Origin of the sequence: Sphingomonas sp. HF-S4, from assembly GCF_032911445.1 — a bacterium.
GTDB classification, from domain to species: Bacteria; Pseudomonadota; Alphaproteobacteria; order Sphingomonadales; family Sphingomonadaceae; genus Sphingomonas; species Sphingomonas agrestis.
Window position 1 is genome coordinate 492795 of record NZ_JAWJEJ010000002.1, and the last position, 14497, is coordinate 507291.

At 68.3% G+C, this 14497-nt stretch carries 15 protein-coding genes; 8 read left to right on the forward strand and 7 right to left on the reverse strand.

Features of this window, described 5'->3' with window-relative positions; genetic code table 11:
* The first annotated feature begins 37 nt into the window (after nt 1-37).
* From RZN05_RS18360 to RZN05_RS18375, 4 genes are read left to right on the forward strand one after another with little or no spacing between them, the layout of a single operon-like run.
* Nucleotides 38-1363, forward strand: coding sequence for a methyl-accepting chemotaxis protein (locus RZN05_RS18360; RefSeq protein ID WP_317228566.1), 1326 nt, complete (start codon nt 38-40; stop codon nt 1361-1363).
* 11 nt (nt 1364-1374) lie between these two features.
* Nucleotides 1375-2739, forward strand: a complete 1365-nt coding sequence (locus RZN05_RS18365) for a methyl-accepting chemotaxis protein (RefSeq protein ID WP_394804837.1) — start codon at nt 1375-1377, stop codon at nt 2737-2739.
* A 58-nt stretch (nt 2740-2797) separates the two neighbouring features.
* Nucleotides 2798-3496: an SDR family NAD(P)-dependent oxidoreductase gene (locus RZN05_RS18370; protein ID WP_317228131.1), complete on the forward strand. Its 699-nt coding sequence runs from the start codon at nt 2798-2800 to the stop codon at nt 3494-3496.
* Nucleotides 3486-4427 (forward strand): 50S ribosomal protein L11 methyltransferase, encoded by a 942-nt coding sequence (locus tag RZN05_RS18375; protein ID WP_317228132.1) that lies wholly within the window; start codon nt 3486-3488, stop codon nt 4425-4427. Before RZN05_RS18370 ends, RZN05_RS18375 begins: the two co-directional genes overlap by 11 nt.
* 37 nt (nt 4428-4464) lie before the next feature.
* On the opposite strand, the gene phhA is transcribed toward RZN05_RS18375, so the two are convergent.
* Entirely contained in the window at nt 4465-5331 is an 867-nt protein-coding gene (phhA, locus tag RZN05_RS18380; RefSeq protein WP_317228133.1) for a phenylalanine 4-monooxygenase, read from the reverse strand.
* Nucleotides 5332-5374: 43 nt separating this feature from the next.
* Between phhA and RZN05_RS18385 the strand changes: the two genes are divergently transcribed.
* Nucleotides 5375-5989 carry a TIGR02117 family protein gene (locus RZN05_RS18385; protein WP_317228134.1) on the forward strand — a complete coding sequence of 205 codons (615 nt, stop codon included), beginning with the start codon at nt 5375-5377 and terminating at the stop codon, nt 5987-5989.
* A complete protein-coding gene (locus tag RZN05_RS18390; RefSeq protein WP_317228135.1) occupies nt 5980-6723 on the forward strand; it encodes an esterase/lipase family protein in 744 nt (247 codons plus the stop codon). Before RZN05_RS18385 ends, RZN05_RS18390 begins: the two co-directional genes overlap by 10 nt.
* On the opposite strand, the gene RZN05_RS18395 is transcribed toward RZN05_RS18390, so the two are convergent.
* Both RZN05_RS18395 and RZN05_RS18400 read right to left on the reverse strand, forming a co-directional pair.
* Complete coding sequence (locus tag RZN05_RS18395) at nt 6699-6983, reverse strand: hypothetical protein (protein WP_317228136.1); 285 nt, start codon at nt 6981-6983, stop codon at nt 6699-6701. The genes RZN05_RS18390 and RZN05_RS18395 overlap by 25 nt on opposite strands.
* Nucleotides 6984-6988: 5 nt before the next feature.
* The gene (locus RZN05_RS18400) at nt 6989-7957 is read right to left on the reverse strand and encodes a glycerophosphodiester phosphodiesterase (protein WP_317228137.1); all 969 of its coding nucleotides are present in this window, start codon (nt 7955-7957) and stop codon (nt 6989-6991) included.
* Between the two features lie 125 nt (nt 7958-8082).
* Here RZN05_RS18400 and RZN05_RS18405 point away from each other — a divergent pair, with 125 nt between their 5' ends.
* Nucleotides 8083-8997 carry an XdhC family protein gene (locus RZN05_RS18405; protein WP_317228138.1) on the forward strand — a complete coding sequence of 305 codons (915 nt, stop codon included), beginning with the start codon at nt 8083-8085 and terminating at the stop codon, nt 8995-8997.
* A complete protein-coding gene (locus RZN05_RS18410) occupies nt 8984-9577 on the forward strand; it encodes a nucleotidyltransferase family protein (RefSeq protein ID WP_317228139.1) in 594 nt (197 codons plus the stop codon). Before RZN05_RS18405 ends, RZN05_RS18410 begins: the two co-directional genes overlap by 14 nt.
* Before the next feature lie 22 nt (nt 9578-9599).
* Here RZN05_RS18410 and RZN05_RS18415 read toward each other — a convergent pair whose 3' ends face one another.
* The 4 genes from RZN05_RS18415 to RZN05_RS18430 are packed head-to-tail and all read right to left on the reverse strand — an operon-like array spanning nt 9600 to nt 14409.
* On the reverse strand, nt 9600-10805 hold the full coding sequence (locus RZN05_RS18415; RefSeq protein ID WP_317228140.1) for an ABC transporter permease: 1206 nt from the start codon (nt 10803-10805) through the stop codon (nt 9600-9602).
* Nucleotides 10805-11524, reverse strand: coding sequence for an ABC transporter ATP-binding protein (locus tag RZN05_RS18420; protein ID WP_317228141.1), 720 nt, complete (start codon nt 11522-11524; stop codon nt 10805-10807). The genes RZN05_RS18415 and RZN05_RS18420 overlap by 1 nt, the downstream gene beginning before the upstream one ends.
* A complete protein-coding gene (locus RZN05_RS18425) occupies nt 11511-12929 on the reverse strand; it encodes an efflux RND transporter periplasmic adaptor subunit (RefSeq protein ID WP_317228142.1) in 1419 nt (472 codons plus the stop codon). The genes RZN05_RS18420 and RZN05_RS18425 overlap by 14 nt, the downstream gene beginning before the upstream one ends.
* Nucleotides 12919-14409: an efflux transporter outer membrane subunit gene (locus tag RZN05_RS18430; protein ID WP_317228143.1), complete on the reverse strand. Its 1491-nt coding sequence runs from the start codon at nt 14407-14409 to the stop codon at nt 12919-12921. Before RZN05_RS18430 ends, RZN05_RS18425 begins: the two co-directional genes overlap by 11 nt.
* Between the last annotated feature and the right edge of the window lie 88 nt (nt 14410-14497).

A 14497-nucleotide genomic window follows, 5' to 3' on the forward strand; every position in this document is an offset into this window, starting at 1 on the left:
TGTGGCTTCGACCAAGGATTTGCCGGTTGCCGGCACGATGAGCGCCCGGATCGACATGCGCGCGCGGCTGCGCGTGTTCGACGTCGAGGGATCGCTGGTGCGTTCGAGCCGCGACGCCTGGGCCGCGCTGGAGCCGGAAATCCGGTCGGTCTCCGAAGCCTATTGGCAGCAATGGCTGCGCTGCTTTGCCGACGAGCGCAGCTGGGCGACCGACGATACCGCGAAGATGATCGATCTCGGCGTGGTCTTCCTCAAGAACCGCTTCCTCGACCTCGAAGGCAGTGCCTGGATCGAATCGATCGAGCGCTCGGTCGCCGCGGCCTATGCGGCCGACGTGCCTCCGATGGCCCTGCTGTCGATGATCAGCGCGAGCGATCGTGCGGCGCTGCAGGTGCTGATGCGTCGAATCGGCAGCGACGATGCCGGGCTCGCCGGGCTGATCGACACGCTGATGCGGCTGTCGGCGCTCGAAGGCGACATCACCGTCGAGATCTACAACATGTATCGCGAGCACAGCTCGCAACGCGCGCGCGACCGGCTCGCCGCCGAATTCCGCGATTCGATCGGAATGACCGTCGAGAACGCCTCGCGCGAGGGCGACCAGCTCCGCGTCCAGGCCGTGCATACTTCGGCCTCGGCGCGCGGGATGCTCGGCAAGGCAAGCGAAGTCGCTGCGGCAGCCGAGCAGTCGGCGGTGGCGATGCGCGAGGCGGCGCAGACCGCGGCGGGGCTGATCCGCGCGATCGAGGATGCCCGCACCGAAGTCGAGGCGGCGGCCGATATCGCGACGCGCGCGTCGAGCCAGGCGGGCGCGGCGGTCGGCATGTCTGAGATGCTCTCGGAGCACGCCAAGTCGATCGAATCGATTCTCGGGCTGATCCGCGACATTGCCGGGCAGACCAATCTGCTCGCGCTCAATGCGACGATCGAGGCTGCGCGCGCCGGTGACGCCGGCCGCGGCTTCGCCGTGGTCGCGCAGGAAGTGAAGAGCCTGGCCAACCAGACCGCACGCGCCACCGACGACATCGCCGCCAAGATCGCGGCAATCCAGTCGGCCACGCGCGGCACGGTCGAGACCAACGCCTCGATCCGCGAGACGGTGAGCGAAGTGCAGGAAAGCGCCAATCGCATCCGCACCGCGATGGAAGTCCAGGCGCAGACCGTGACGGCAATCACCGCGGCGGTCGACGAGACCGCGCTCGCCGCCGATTCGATGTCAGCGACGATCGGCGCGATCCGCGAGGATACCGAGACGGTGGCTTCCGAAATCGACCGGGTCGGCCAGGGCTTCGCCGCTCTCGACGGCCAGCTTGGCACCCTCAAGGGCAGCGCCAGCGACTTCGTATCGAAAGTCGCGGCCTAGGAGAGACGCAGATGACGGGACGGCGCGAACCTGGACGGTGGAGCGGGGGCACCCGCTCGCTGGACGAGCATCGGCAAGTCTATGACTGGGACGGCGCGATGGCGCCGGTTTGTGCCGAAATCAGCCAGCTGCTCGACGGGCATTACGAAGAGATCGCACGCGCCTGGTGGACGCATTTCCTCGACATGCCCGCCAGCGCGCCGATGCGCGGCATCCTCGAGAAGCCCAGCGCCTTCGAAGAGCAGGTCCAGCTTGGTGCCCGCTATGCCCGCCTCAAGTTCACCGCCGCATTCACCGAAGCCTGGGTGGAAATGGCGTGCGGCTATGCCAGCCAGACCTACAAGGCGGGTATACCGCTCCCCGCGGTGCTCGCTTCCTTCGCCTATGCGCACAGCGCGACGATGGGCGTGCTGCGCTCGAAGGTGACCGACGCCGAGCAGCTCGGCCGCTATTGCGACATCGTCGCGCGGCTGGCGATGGCCGAAGCCGATGTGATGGCTGGGCATCTCGGCGCGACCGACGCCGCGCATGTCAGCGAGGAACGCCGCGACAGCTCGGCGCGCTTCCGCGCGAGCATCAGCGAATCGATCGAAGGCGCCACCGCGCTCGGCAACCGCATCCGCGTCCAGGCGCAGGGTGCGTCGAGTTCGGCGCGGGGCATGCTCGGCAAGGCCAGCGAAGTCGCCGCGGCGGCCGAACAGTCGGCGGTGGCGATGCGCGAGGCGGCGCAGACCGCGGCGGGGCTGATCCGCGCGATCGAGGACGCCCGCACCGAAGTCGAGGCGGCGGCGGATATCGCCACGCGGGCGTCGAGCCAGGCGGGCACCGCGGTCGGCATGTCCGAGATGCTTTCGGAGCATGCCAAGTCGATCGAATCGATCCTTGGCCTGATCCGCGATATCGCAGGGCAGACCAATCTGCTTGCCTTGAACGCCACGATCGAGGCCGCGCGGGCGGGCGACGCCGGCCGCGGCTTCGCCGTGGTCGCGCAGGAGGTGAAGAGCCTCGCCAGCCAGACCGCGCGCGCGACCGACGACATCGCCGCCAAGATCGCCTCGATCCAGTCGGCGACCCGATCGACGGTCGAAACCAACGCGTCGATCCGCTCGACGGTCAACGAGGTCCAGGAAAGCGCCAACCGCATCCGCACAGCGATGGAAGTCCAGGCGCAGACCGTGACCGCGATCACCGCGGCGGTCGACGAGACCGCGCTCGCCGCCGATTCGATGTCGGCGACGATCGGCGCGATCCGCGAGGATACCAAGACCGTTACCAGCGAGATCGACACGCTCCAGCACGACGTCGCCGAAGTCGACGACCGGCTCAACCAGCTGCGCGCTGCCGCGGAGACCTTCTCGAGCTCGGTGGCGGCCTGACCGTCATCCCGGCGAAAGCCGGGATGACGGACCGAGGCGTTGTCGCTACTGCCGCGCCATGACCAACATCCTCCTCACCGGCGCCAGCCGCGGGATCGGCGCGGCGATCGCGCAGTCGCTCAGCGGCGACGGCATCACCCTGATCGGCCAGAGCACGCGGGGCGCGTTCTCCGCCGACTTCACCGATCCCGCCGCACCGCAGGCCCTGTGGCAGCAAGCGCTCGATGCGCTCGACGGGCGGCTCGACGTGCTGATCAACAATGCCGGCATCTTCGAAGCGACCCCGCTCGATCTCGACCATGACGACTGGGTCGCGGGCTGGGAGCGGACGATGCGCGTCAACCTCACCGCCTCGGCCGAACTCTGCCGGCTGGCGGTGCGCCACTGGCAGGCCGAGGGGCGGCCGGGGCGGATCGTCAACGTCGCCAGCCGCGCCGCCTATCGCGGCGACTCGCCGGCGCACTGGCATTATGCCGCGTCGAAGGCGGGGATGGTCGGCATGACCAAGTCGATCGCGCGCGGCTATGCGGCGCAGGGCATCCTCGCCTTCGCGATCTGCCCGGGTTTCACGATGACCGGCATGGCCGAGGACTATCTGGCGAGCCGGGGCGGCGACAAGTTGCTCGCCGATATCCCGCTCGGCCGCGTCGCCGATCCCGAGGAAGTCGCCAAGCTCGCGCGTTTCTGCGCGCTGGAGGCGCCGCCGTCGATGACCGGCGCGGTGCTCGACATCAACGGGGCCAGCTATGTCCGTTGAAGTCGATAGCTGGAAAGTGACGCTGCCGTGCACGCGCGCGGAGGCCGAGGCGATCGACGCGGGCGAGTTCGCGCTCGACGCGGTGCTGATGACCACCGAGGAAGTGGAGGACGATGTCGAGCGCTGGCGGCTCGACGCCTATATGGAGGCGGAACCCGACGCGGCGATGCTCGACGCGTTGCGCGCGCTGGTGCCGAGCGCGGAAGGGATCGCGCCGGTCATCGAGGCGCTGACCACCGAGGACTGGGTAAAGATGAGCCAGGAAGGGCTCGAGCCGATCCGCGAGGGGCGCTTCGTCGTGCATACCAGCGCGCATCCGGTCGATGCGCCCGAGGGGGGCCGCGCGTTCCTGATCGATGCCGGGCGCGCGTTCGGGACGGGGCATCATGCGACCACCTCGGGATGTCTCCGGATGCTCGACGCGATGGCGGCGCTCGACTTTGCCAAGGCTATCGACGTGGGGACGGGGACGGGACTGCTGGCGTTTGCCGCGGCGCATCTCTGGCCCGAGGCAAAGATCGTCGCGACCGATATCGATCCGGCGGCGATCGACGTGACGCGGGTCAACGCTGCCGATAATGGCATTGCGGGGCTGGACCTGATCGTCGCCGACGGCGCGCTGAGCGATGCGATCACGGCGCAGGCGCCCTATGACCTCGTCATCGCCAACATCCTCGCCGGACCGCTGGTGTCGATGGCACCCGAGCTGGCGGCGATCGCGGACGCCGATGCCACGATCGTGCTTGCCGGGCTGCTCGAGACGCAGCGCGCGCAGGTGGTCGCGGCGTTCGAGGCGTGTGGATGTGCGCTCCAGGAAGTCGATCGCCGCGGCGACTGGACGATCCTGCGGCTGACCGCCGGCGCCGTTCGCTATGTGCCGAGCACCCCGCCCGATCCCAAGGGACGCGACGGGTGGGCGCTGGATATTTGATACCCCGCCATCCCGGCGTTCGCCGGGATGGCGGCCTTCAGCTTTTCGACCGCGCATATTCCTGCGTGCCGCGCGTGATCACGTCGTCGTCCGGCAGGATCTCGGCGATCGGGATGTCGGCCAGCGGCAGGGTCTCTTCGTAGAGGGGCGCGAAGTCGGTCTCGATCGTCGCGCGGAGCAGTTCGTCGAAGCTCGGGATGACGAAATAATTCTGCTGGAAATCGTCGATCCGATAGTCGGTGCGCATCACCCGCTTCAAGTCGAAGCCGATGCGGTTGGGGCTCGGATCGTCGAGCGCGAAACGGCTCTCGGCCGAGCTCGAGACGATGCCCGCGCCGTAGATGCGCAGCCCCTCGGCCTCGCGCACCAGCCCGAATTCGACCGTGTACCAATAGAGCCGGCCGAGCTGCTTCAATGCACCCAGCTCCATCGCGCGGACGCCGCCGCGGCCATAGGCTTCGAGATAGTCGGCGAAGACCGGATCGGCGAGCATCGGCACATGGCCGAACACGTCGTGAAAGACGTCGGGCTCCTGGAGATAGTCGAGCTGGTCGGGGCGGCGGATGAAGTTGCCCGCGACGAAGCGGCGATTGGCCATGTGATCGAAGAACACGTCGTCGGGGACGAGCCCGGGCACCGCGACGACCTGCCAGCCGGTGAGCTTCATCAGCCGCTCGGACAGTTCCTCGAAATTGGGAATGCCCGATTCGGAGAGCCTTAGCGCGTCGAGCCCCCTGAGGAACGCCTGCGACGCGCGGCCGGGAAGCAGCCTGGCCTGGCGCTCGAACAGCGTGTCCCAGGTCGCGTGTTCCTGCGCGGTGTACGCCCGCCAGTTCTGGGGTATCGTCCAGTCGGCCGCGGCGCCCTCGGGCGGGCGTTCTAGTACGTGGCTGTCGTTGCTCATCGGAACCGGCATAGCATTGTTGCAAATGATACGAAATGGCTTGGTGCGGGCGCTGCTGGGGTTGGGCGCCGTGCTGCTATGCTATGGCGTCGCAGCGCTGGTGGGAAGCGCGATCCTGGTCAACCGCGGATGGACGCCGCCGGCGCAGGGGGTGACGATCTATGTCGCCGACAATGGCATCCATACCGATCTGGTGCTGCCAGCGCGCGACTTTGCCGATCTGGTCCGGGCCGAACATTTCGCCGATCCGCGCCAGGCGGCGCAGCCGATGCGGATGTTCGGCTGGGGCGATCGCGACTTCTATCTCAACACCCCGCGCTGGCGCGACGTTAACCCGATCCGCGTGCTGGGCGCGCTGGCCGGGGCGGGGAAGACGGTGCTCCATGTCACGGCGAGCCCAGTGCCGGAAGCGGGGCCCAAGCTGCGGGCGCTGCGGCTGCGTCCGCAAGAATATGCGCGGCTGGTCGCCTATGTCCGCGCCACCTTCGCGGGCGCGCCGGTGCGCGGTTATGGCGCGCACGACGCCTTTTATGCGGCGCGCGGCGGTTACAGTGCGTTGGGGACGTGCAACGAGTGGAGCGCGGGTGGTCTGCGCGCTGCCGGTGTGCGGATGGGGGCATGGACGCCCTTCGCTTTTGGAGTGATGCGATGGCTTTGAAGCTGGCGACCCCGAGTTCGGCGAGCGTCCCGCCGCCGCGGCTGGCGCTGCTTTCCGAATGGCCGCGCGCCGCCTGGGGGCTGGGACGGCTGATCGCGCAGTGGAAGACGCTCGACGATGTGCCCAAGGGCGACGGGCGGCCGGTGATCCTGCTGCCCGGGCTGGTCAATTCGGACCGGTCCAACTTCGTGATGCGGCGCTATCTCCAGCGGCTCGGCTATCGCGCCGAGGGCTGGCAACTCGGGCGCAATCTGGGCGTGCGCGCGATCGGGCAGGATGGCGAGCGGCTGATGGCGCGGATTGCGGCGCTGCACGCCGAGACCGGGCAGAAGGTGACGCTGATCGGGGTGTCGCTCGGCGGGATCATGGCACGGATCGCGGCGCACCGGCATCCCGAACTGGTGCGCGAGGTCATCACCATCAGCTCGCCCTTTGCCGGGCCGCCGACCTGCACCAATGTCTGGCGGCCGTTCGAGGTGCTGACTGGCGAGAAGATCGGCGACCCGGCAGTGAGCGCGCGGCTGGAAGAAGCGGCAAAGCCGCTGCCGGTGCCCGCGACGTCGATCTGGAGCCGCAGCGACGGGCTGGTCAACGGGTTGATCTGCCGCGAGCCCGAGGGCGCGGAGGGCCGGGCGATCGAAGTCAGCAGCAGCCATTTATGGGTGCAGATGAAGCCCGAGGTGCTGCGCGCGGTGGCGCAGGTGCTGGGTCAGTCCGGATCGCCGGCGCGATAGCCGTCATAGGGGCCGCATTTGTCGGGGTTCTTGCGGCATTCCTTCTCGCGCTTGCGGCGCTCCTTGCCCTCGCGTGCTTCCTTCTCACGCATCTTCTTGCCGTAGTTGCGGTCGGCCTCTTCCTGGCTGGTGGTCGACCAGTCGACGACCTGGCTGCCGGCCTTGACCGGGAGCGTGGCGACGTCCCACGCGGTCTTGGCGATGCAGCCGCCGGCAAGCAGGGGCAGCGTGGCGACAATCGGGAGAAGCAACTTGCGCATGAGCTTTACCTTGGCTGGGGCGCCGGCACCGAAGCGGCGCGCGCGGATACGGCAGCATATGGGTAGTCGCTGAACACGCCGTCTACGCCAAGTCCGATAAAATACGCGATTTCCTCGGTAAGTCGCCCGTGCCCGGCCGGGCCGCCGGTGGCGCGATAGGCGGGCAGCAGGAAGTAATTCTCGGCGCGGAAGGTCCAGGGATGGACTTTCAAGCCCGCGGCATGGGCGTCGGCGACGAGGGATGTGTCGGGGAGCATCGCGCGTTCGGGGCCGATCCCGGCGGCATAATCGGCGATGCGCTTAAGCCCCTCGGGCGTTGCCATCGCGGCATCGCTCGGTTCGGTGCCATCGGCGGGGGCGCCGCTGGCGGCCATCAGCTGGATGAGCGGCACGCGCGTCATGCCCTTGAGCTTCTTGAGGTTGGCGACTTCGAACGACTGGATGAACACCGGCGCGTCGGCGTGGTCCCAGCCGGCCTCGCGCAGCTTGGCGACGAGCGTCGCTTCGAGCGGCAGGCCGATCGAGGCGAAATAGCTCGGATGCTTGGTTTCGGGATAGATGCCGACGCGGCGCTTGGCGGCCTTGGCGAGCGCGATGATCTCTTCGAGCGTCGGGATCTCGGCCTGACCGTCATATTTGGTGTTGCCGGGGCGAAGCTGCGGAAGGCGCTCCTTGGCGCGCAGCGTCTTGAGTTCGGCGAGCGTGAAATCCTCGGTGAACCAGCCGGTGACCTTGGCGCCGTCGATCGTCTTGGTCGTTTTCCGCGCGGCGAATTCGGGATGCGCGGCGACGTCGGTGGTGCCCGAGATCTCGTTCTCGTGCCGCGCGACGAGTTCGCCGTCCTTGGTCGGGACCAGATCGGGCTCGATGAAGTCGGCGCCTTGCTCGATCGCGAGGCTGTAGGCGAGCAAGGTATGCTCGGGGCGTTCGCCGCTGGCGCCGCGATGCGCGATGACGATCGGTCTTGCTGCCATGCCGGCCTCCTGGACGTGTGCGCAGCCCTGTGCCAGCAGCATTGCCGCGAGCGCCAACGATCTTTTCACGAAACTTTCCACGGGCCAGGCGTTATCGAGTGGTTGTGACGGTAGCGAGGCGGAGCTTGGCGGAAAACGACGTGGTATTGGCCGCTGCCCGCGATTGGCACGGCGCGCGGATGGCGCTGGCTACGGTCGTGTCGACCTGGGGCTCGGCGCCGCGGCCGCGCGGCAGCCATATGCTGGTGCACGCCGATGGGCGGTTCGAGGGATCGGTTTCGGGCGGGTGCGTCGAGACCGATATCCTTGCCACCGCCGCCGAGGTGATCGCCGGGGCGCCGGCGGTGGTGAAGACCTATGGCGTCGCCGATGCCGCCGCTTGGGAAGTCGGGTTGCCGTGCGGCGGGCAGATCGCGGTGCTGGTGCAGCCGGTGTCGACCGGGGGATTTCCGCCCGAATTGTTCGACGCGATCGAGGCGGCGCAGGCTGCAGGTACGCCACTCGATGTCGCGACCGACCTCGGCACTGGCCAGAGCATTGCCGGAAGCGAGGGCGATTTCGTCAATCGCTACGATCCGCCGCGGCGGCTGCTGATCGTCGGCGCGGTGCAGATTGCGCAGCGGCTCGCCGGGCTGGCGCGCGAGCTGGGGATCGTCACCTATGTGATCGATCCGCGCGGGCGATTTCTTACCGAGGAGCGCTTTCCCGGAGTGACGCTCGACGATCGCTGGCCCGACGAGGCGGTGACGGCGCTCAAGCCCGATCCGGCGACCGCGGTGGTCACGCTGAGCCACGATGCCAAGATCGACGATGCCGCGCTGATCGCCGCGCTGGCGCACCCCACCGGCTATGTCGCGGCGCTGGGATCGCGCAAGAGCCATGCCGCGCGGCTCGATCGGTTGCGCGCGGCGGGGATTGCCGAAACCGATCTGGGCCGTATCGAGGGTCCGGCCGGGATGCGTATCGGCGCGATCGGCCCGGCCGAGATCGCGTTGTCGATCGCCGCGGCGATGGTGAGGAGTTTTCATGCTGACACCTGAACGGACCGCACTGGTGCTGCTCGCCGCGGGGCATTCGCACCGGTTCGAGGGCGATAAATTGAGCGAGCCGTTCCTCGACAAGCCGCTCGCCTATCACGTCGTCACGGCGCTGGAGAATGTGCCGTTTCTGACGCGCATCGCCGTGGTCTCGAACACCGGGCTCGATTTCGGTGCGCTGGGCTATCAGGTCGAGCCCAATCCCGATCCGTCGCTCGGGCAGGCGCGGTCGCTGTGCCACGGGGTGACGGTCGCGAAGGAAGCGGGCGCAGAGGCGGTGCTGGTCGCGCTGGCCGACATGCCGCGGGTGACGGCGGCGCATGTCTATCGGATGTTCGATGCCGCCGACGGAGCGGGGACGATCGTCGCGTCGAGCGACGGGGTGCAGCCGCGCCCGCCGGCGCTGTTCGGCAGGAACATGTTCGACGATCTGCTCGACCTCGAGGGCGATGAGGGCGCGCGGCAGTTGATCAAGCGCGGGCACCATGTCGTGACGAGCCCGGCGGAGTTGGTCGATGTCGATACGCGGGCGGACCTGGAGAAGCTGCGCAAGCTCTACGGGCTGGAGAGCGACGGGAAGTAATCCTCCCCGTCCCGGGAAGGATTTATTCGTGCCGCAATGCGTCGATCGGGTTGAGGCTCGCGGCACGCCTGGCCGGGAAATAGCCGAACACCACGCCGATCAGCGCCGAGATCGCGAAGGCGACGAAGTTGATCTGCGGCTCGAACATGAACTCGACCTTCATCAGCGGCGCCAGCCCGAGCACCACGCCCTGCGCGACGAGCAGCCCGACCAGCCCGCCCAGGCACGACAGCACCACCGCCTCCATCAGGAACTGCATCAGCACTTCGCTCGCCACCGCGCCGATCGCGAGGCGGATGCCGATCTCGCGGGTGCGCTCGGTGACCGACACCAGCATGATGTTCATGATCCCGATGCCGCCGACGACCAGACTGATGCCCGCCACCGCGGTGACGATCTGGGTGAGCAGCGTGGTGATCCCGGTCAGCGTCGCGCTGATCTGGGCGGTGTCGAAGATGTTGAAATCGTCATCCTTGCCGCCGGTGATCCGGCGGCGCTCGCGCAGCACCTGCTTCAAGGATTCCTGGACCTGGGCGCCGTCATAGGCCGGGTCGGTGCCGACCAGCATCAGCCGGATGTCGCGATTGCCGGTGAAGCGGCGCTGGACCTGCTTGATCGGCATGATGATCGTATCGTCCTGATCGCCGAAGCCGCCCTGGCCGCGCGTGCTGAGCGTGCCGATCACGTCGCACGAGATGCCGTTGACGCGGATCCGCTCGCCCACTGCCTCGCCGCCGCGGAACAGGTTGGTGCGGATCGTGTTGCCGATGATGCACACGCCCTTGCCGGCCTGTTCCTCGAGCCGCGTGAAGGTACGGCCGGAGGCCAGGGGCCAGGGCTGGACCTTGAAGAAATCGTCGGTGGTGCCGTTGATCGTGGTCGACCAGTTCGCGCCCTGGTAGATCACCGTCGCGGTCGACTGCGCCTGCGGCGCGACTGCAGTCACCCCGGCGACCTGGCGCGCGATCGCCTCGACATCGCCCTCTTCGAAATCGGGCGGGCGCGGGCCGCCGCCGCCGCGGCCGAAGCCCTGGCCGGGGCGGACCTGGAGGATGTTGGTGCCGAGGCTGGCGACCTGCTGCTGCGCGGCCTTGGTCGTGGCGTTGCCGAGCGTGACCATCGCGACCACCGCGGCGACACCGATGATGATGCCGAGCGTCGTCAGGAACGAACGCAATTTGTGGCGGAAGATCGATCGGATCGCGAGGATGAAGGTGGTGCCGAACATCAGGCCACCACCTCACCCTGCGCATGGTTCTCGATCCGCTCGACCAGCCCGTCCTTGAAGTGGATGATCGTCCGCGCGAAGGCGGCCATGTCGGGCTCGTGCGTGACCATCAGGACGGTGATGCCGCTGGTCCGGTTGAGCTCGGTCAGGAACTTCATGATCTCGACCGAGCGCTCCGAATCGAGATTGCCGGTGGGCTCGTCGGCGAGAAGCACGTCGGGGTTGGTGACGATCGCGCGGGCGATCGCCACGCGCTGCTGCTGGCCGCCGGAAAGTTCGGCGGGAGTATGGTCCCACCACTCCTTGAGCCCGACCTTGTCGAGCGCGGCCATCGCCGCCTCGCGCCGCGCCTTCTTGGGATCGCCGCGATAGAGCAGGGGCAGCTCGACATTTTCGAGCGCCGAGGTGCGCGCGAGCAGGTTGAAGCCCTGGAAAACGAAGCCGAGATATTTCCGCCGGAGCAGTGCGCGCTCGTCACGGCCGAGGCGCTCGACATGGACGCCCTTGAACTGGAACTCGCCGCCCGAAGGCACGTCGAGGCAGCCGAGGATGTTCATCGTCGTCGACTTGCCCGAGCCCGAAGGGCCCATCACCGCGACAAAATCGCCCGCCTGGATGTCGAGGTCCACGCCCTTCAGCGCCTGGAACGCCGTCGGGCCCTCGCCATAGACCTTGGTGACACCGCGCAGGCGGATGATCGGCGCGTCACTGGCCGCCACGCTGGCCTCCGGCTCCGCCGCCCTGGCCACCGCCCTGACGCCTTTGGCCGCCCCCCTGGCGCTGCTGTCCGGTGCTGCCGGCGGCAAGCTGGCCGGTGACCACCTTCATGCCGGGCTTGAGATCGCCGCCGGTGATCTCGGTGACGGTGCCGTTGGTGTCGCCGATCGTGACCTTCACGGCCTGGGGCTGGTTTTCCGCATCGAGGACATAGACCGTCTGGCCCGCCCCGCGCGCGATGGTGGCGGACTTCTGCGCCTGGTTGCCGCGGCGTCCGCGCGGCGGGGCGAGCGCGCCGGTGATGCCGCCCTGGCCGCCGCTCGCAGCCTGGGCCGGGTCGCTCGGCTTGAAGCGCAGCGCCGCATTGGGGACGAGCAGCACGTTGGGCTTGGCCTTGGTGATGATCTCGGCGGTCGCGGTCATCCCGGGGCGAAGTTGCTGGTCGGCATTGGCGACGCTCAGGGTCGCAGCATAAGAGACGACCTGCGACTGGGTGGTCGTGCTCGTCGTCCCGCTCGACGACGAACTCGCCTGCGCCGACAGGTTCGAGCCGAGATCGACGCGGGTGATCGTCGCCGGAAAGGTCTTGCCGGGGAACGCGTCGACGGTGAAGCTGGCGAGCTGGCCTTCCTTGACCGAGCCGACATCGGCCTCGTCGATCGCGACCTGCAGCTCCATCGCCGACAGATCCTCGGCGATGACGAACAGGGTCGGCGTGTTGAACGAGGCGGCGACGGTCTGGCCGGCGTCGATCTGGCGGGCGAGGACGACGCCGTTGACCGGCGAGCGGATGACGGCCTTGTAGCGACGGGTCTCGTTCGACGAGAGCGCGGCGCGGGCGGCGACGACATTGGCTTGCGCGGCCTTGAGCGCGGCGTTGGCGCGCTGGACGGCGGCACGCGCCTGTTCCATCTCGACCTTGGCGGGGACGCGTCCACCCGAGAGCCGGCTGACTTCCTCAAGCCGATTGAGCTGGGCCTGCGACTCGGCAACGGTGGCCTGGGCCTGGGCGACCTGCGCCTGCTGCGCGTTGAGCTGGGCCTTGCCCTGGGTGATGTCGTCGTCGAGCTGCGACACGTCGAGCACCGCGAGCGGCTGGCCCTTTACGACGCGATCGTTGACGTCGACGGTGACGGTCTCGACAAGGCCCGAAAGTTCGGAGCCGACCTGTACCTGGTTGGTCGGCGCCAGCTTGCCGGTCGCCGAGACGCTGACCGTCAGATTGCCGCGCTCGGCCTCGTCCGTGGCATATTCGGTCGCCGTCGAACCGCCGAAGCAGCGCGAGACGAGCAGCCCGAGCAACACCACGACCACGCCGATGACGATCCATTTGAGCCAACGCCGCCACCACGGCCGCGCGGGCGTGCCGAGGAATTCGTTGAGGTTCGAATTGGGATCAGTTGCCATCCGCGGTGCCGCCTGTGGTCGATTGGGCCCGATCGGGGGCCGTGGGAGTGACGCTGCTGTCCCAGCCGCCGCCGAGCGCCTGGTAGAGCTGGATCAGCGCGGTCGACTGATCGGACTGCGCGCCGACCAGCCCGTTGCGGGCCGAAAGCAATGCGCTCTCGGCCTGGTTGAGCGTGGTGAAATCGGTGAGGCCCGAGCGATATTGCAGCCGCGCGAGCAACGCCTGGTTGTCCGACGCTTCGAGCGCGGTGCGGAACTCGGCCTCGCGGCGCTGGGCTGCCTGGAGCGCGAAGATCGCATTCTCGATATCCTCGAGCCCGGCAAGCACGGTTTGCTTGTACGAAAGGAACGCGCCGTCGGCCGCGGCCTGCGCCGAGCGGACCTGGCTGCGGCTACGGCCGGCGTCGAAGATCGTCTGGGCGATATTGGCGAACAGCCGGCCGGTGATGACGTCGAAAATCGAGTCGAGCGCGCTGCTGCCGCCGTTGATGCTGCCGCCGATCGACAGCGAAGGATAAAGCGCGGCTTCGGCGACGCCGATGCGTGCGGTGGCCGCAGCGAGGTTGCGCTCGGCGACGCGGATGTCGGGGCGCTGGCGCAGCGCCTCGGCCGGGATGCCGGCGGCGACTTGCGCCGGGCCGCGCGGGATCGGCTTGGCCGCTTCGAGCTCGGTCTTGAGCGCGCCGGGCGCCTGGCCGGTCAGCACGCCGAGCCGCGAGACGAATCCGTTGTAATTGGCTTCAAGCGTCGGGATTGTCGCCGCGGTCTGCGCACGCTGGGCACGCGCCTGTTCCTGATCGATCGTCGAAACCAGCCCGGCCTGGACGCGCCACTGCGCAATCTCGACATTGTCCTGCTGGAGCGCGAGCGAGTTGCGCGCATTCGCAAGCTGCGCCTGCGCGGCGCGGGCGAGCACGTAGTTGCGCGCGGTCTCCGCCTCGATCGAGATCAGGACCGCGGCATAATCGAAGCCCGACGATTCATAGGCCGCACGCGACGCCTCGACGCCGCGGCGGACTCCACCGAACAGATCGACCTGGTAGCTGGCGTCGCCACCGATCGAGAAGCTGGTCCGTCCGCCCTGTGAAAAGGACGTGACGGTGCCGTCGGGGAGGGTCGTGGTGGTGGTGCCCCCGCGCAGTGAATCGGTGCGCGAGGCACCGCCCGACACGCCGAGGCTGGGCAGCAGCGAGGCACGCTGCTGGATCAGCGATTCGCGCGCCTGGCGCAGCCGCGTGATCGCCTGGGCGATGTCGAGGTTCGCGGCCTGGGCGCGCTGGACCAAGGAGGCGAGCTGGGGATCGTCGAACTTCTCCCACCAGCGGGTGAGGTCTTCGCGGGCGCGCTGGTCGGCAGGGACCGAATAGGCGTCGGGCACGCCGAGCTCGGGCGCGGTGCGCGGCCGATAGTCCGGCCCCGCGGCGCAGGCGGCGAGCGGCAGTGCGAGGACGAGCGTCAGGGCTATCGGGCGTCTGGCCATGGCTGCCTAGATGGTCGGTAGCCGGGATCGGTTCCACCGAAATTATGTCGCAGATTGTCGCAGCCCTAGAAAAACTGCCGCTTGGAGC

Coding starts and splice junctions, on each gene's coding strand:
- phhA (WP_317228133.1), bottom strand. CDS start 5,331: ATGAGCAACGACAGCCACGTACTAGAACGCCCGCCCGAGGGCGCCGCG.
- RZN05_RS18390 (WP_317228135.1), top strand. CDS start 5,980: ATGGCTTTGAAGCTGGCGACCCCGAGTTCGGCGAGCGTCCCGCCGCCG.
- RZN05_RS18415 (WP_317228140.1), bottom strand. CDS start 10,805: ATGTTCGGCACCACCTTCATCCTCGCGATCCGATCGATCTTCCGCCAC.
- RZN05_RS18430 (WP_317228143.1), bottom strand. CDS start 14,409: ATGGCCAGACGCCCGATAGCCCTGACGCTCGTCCTCGCACTGCCGCTC.
- RZN05_RS18425 (WP_317228142.1), bottom strand. CDS start 12,929: ATGGCAACTGATCCCAATTCGAACCTCAACGAATTCCTCGGCACGCCC.
- RZN05_RS18365 (WP_394804837.1), top strand. CDS start 1,375: ATGACGGGACGGCGCGAACCTGGACGGTGGAGCGGGGGCACCCGCTCG.
- RZN05_RS18410 (WP_317228139.1), top strand. CDS start 8,984: ATGCTGACACCTGAACGGACCGCACTGGTGCTGCTCGCCGCGGGGCAT.
- RZN05_RS18400 (WP_317228137.1), bottom strand. CDS start 7,957: ATGGCAGCAAGACCGATCGTCATCGCGCATCGCGGCGCCAGCGGCGAA.
- RZN05_RS18370 (WP_317228131.1), top strand. CDS start 2,798: ATGACCAACATCCTCCTCACCGGCGCCAGCCGCGGGATCGGCGCGGCG.
- RZN05_RS18395 (WP_317228136.1), bottom strand. CDS start 6,983: ATGCGCAAGTTGCTTCTCCCGATTGTCGCCACGCTGCCCCTGCTTGCC.
- RZN05_RS18375 (WP_317228132.1), top strand. CDS start 3,486: ATGTCCGTTGAAGTCGATAGCTGGAAAGTGACGCTGCCGTGCACGCGC.
- RZN05_RS18360 (WP_317228566.1), top strand. CDS start 38: ATGAGCGCCCGGATCGACATGCGCGCGCGGCTGCGCGTGTTCGACGTC.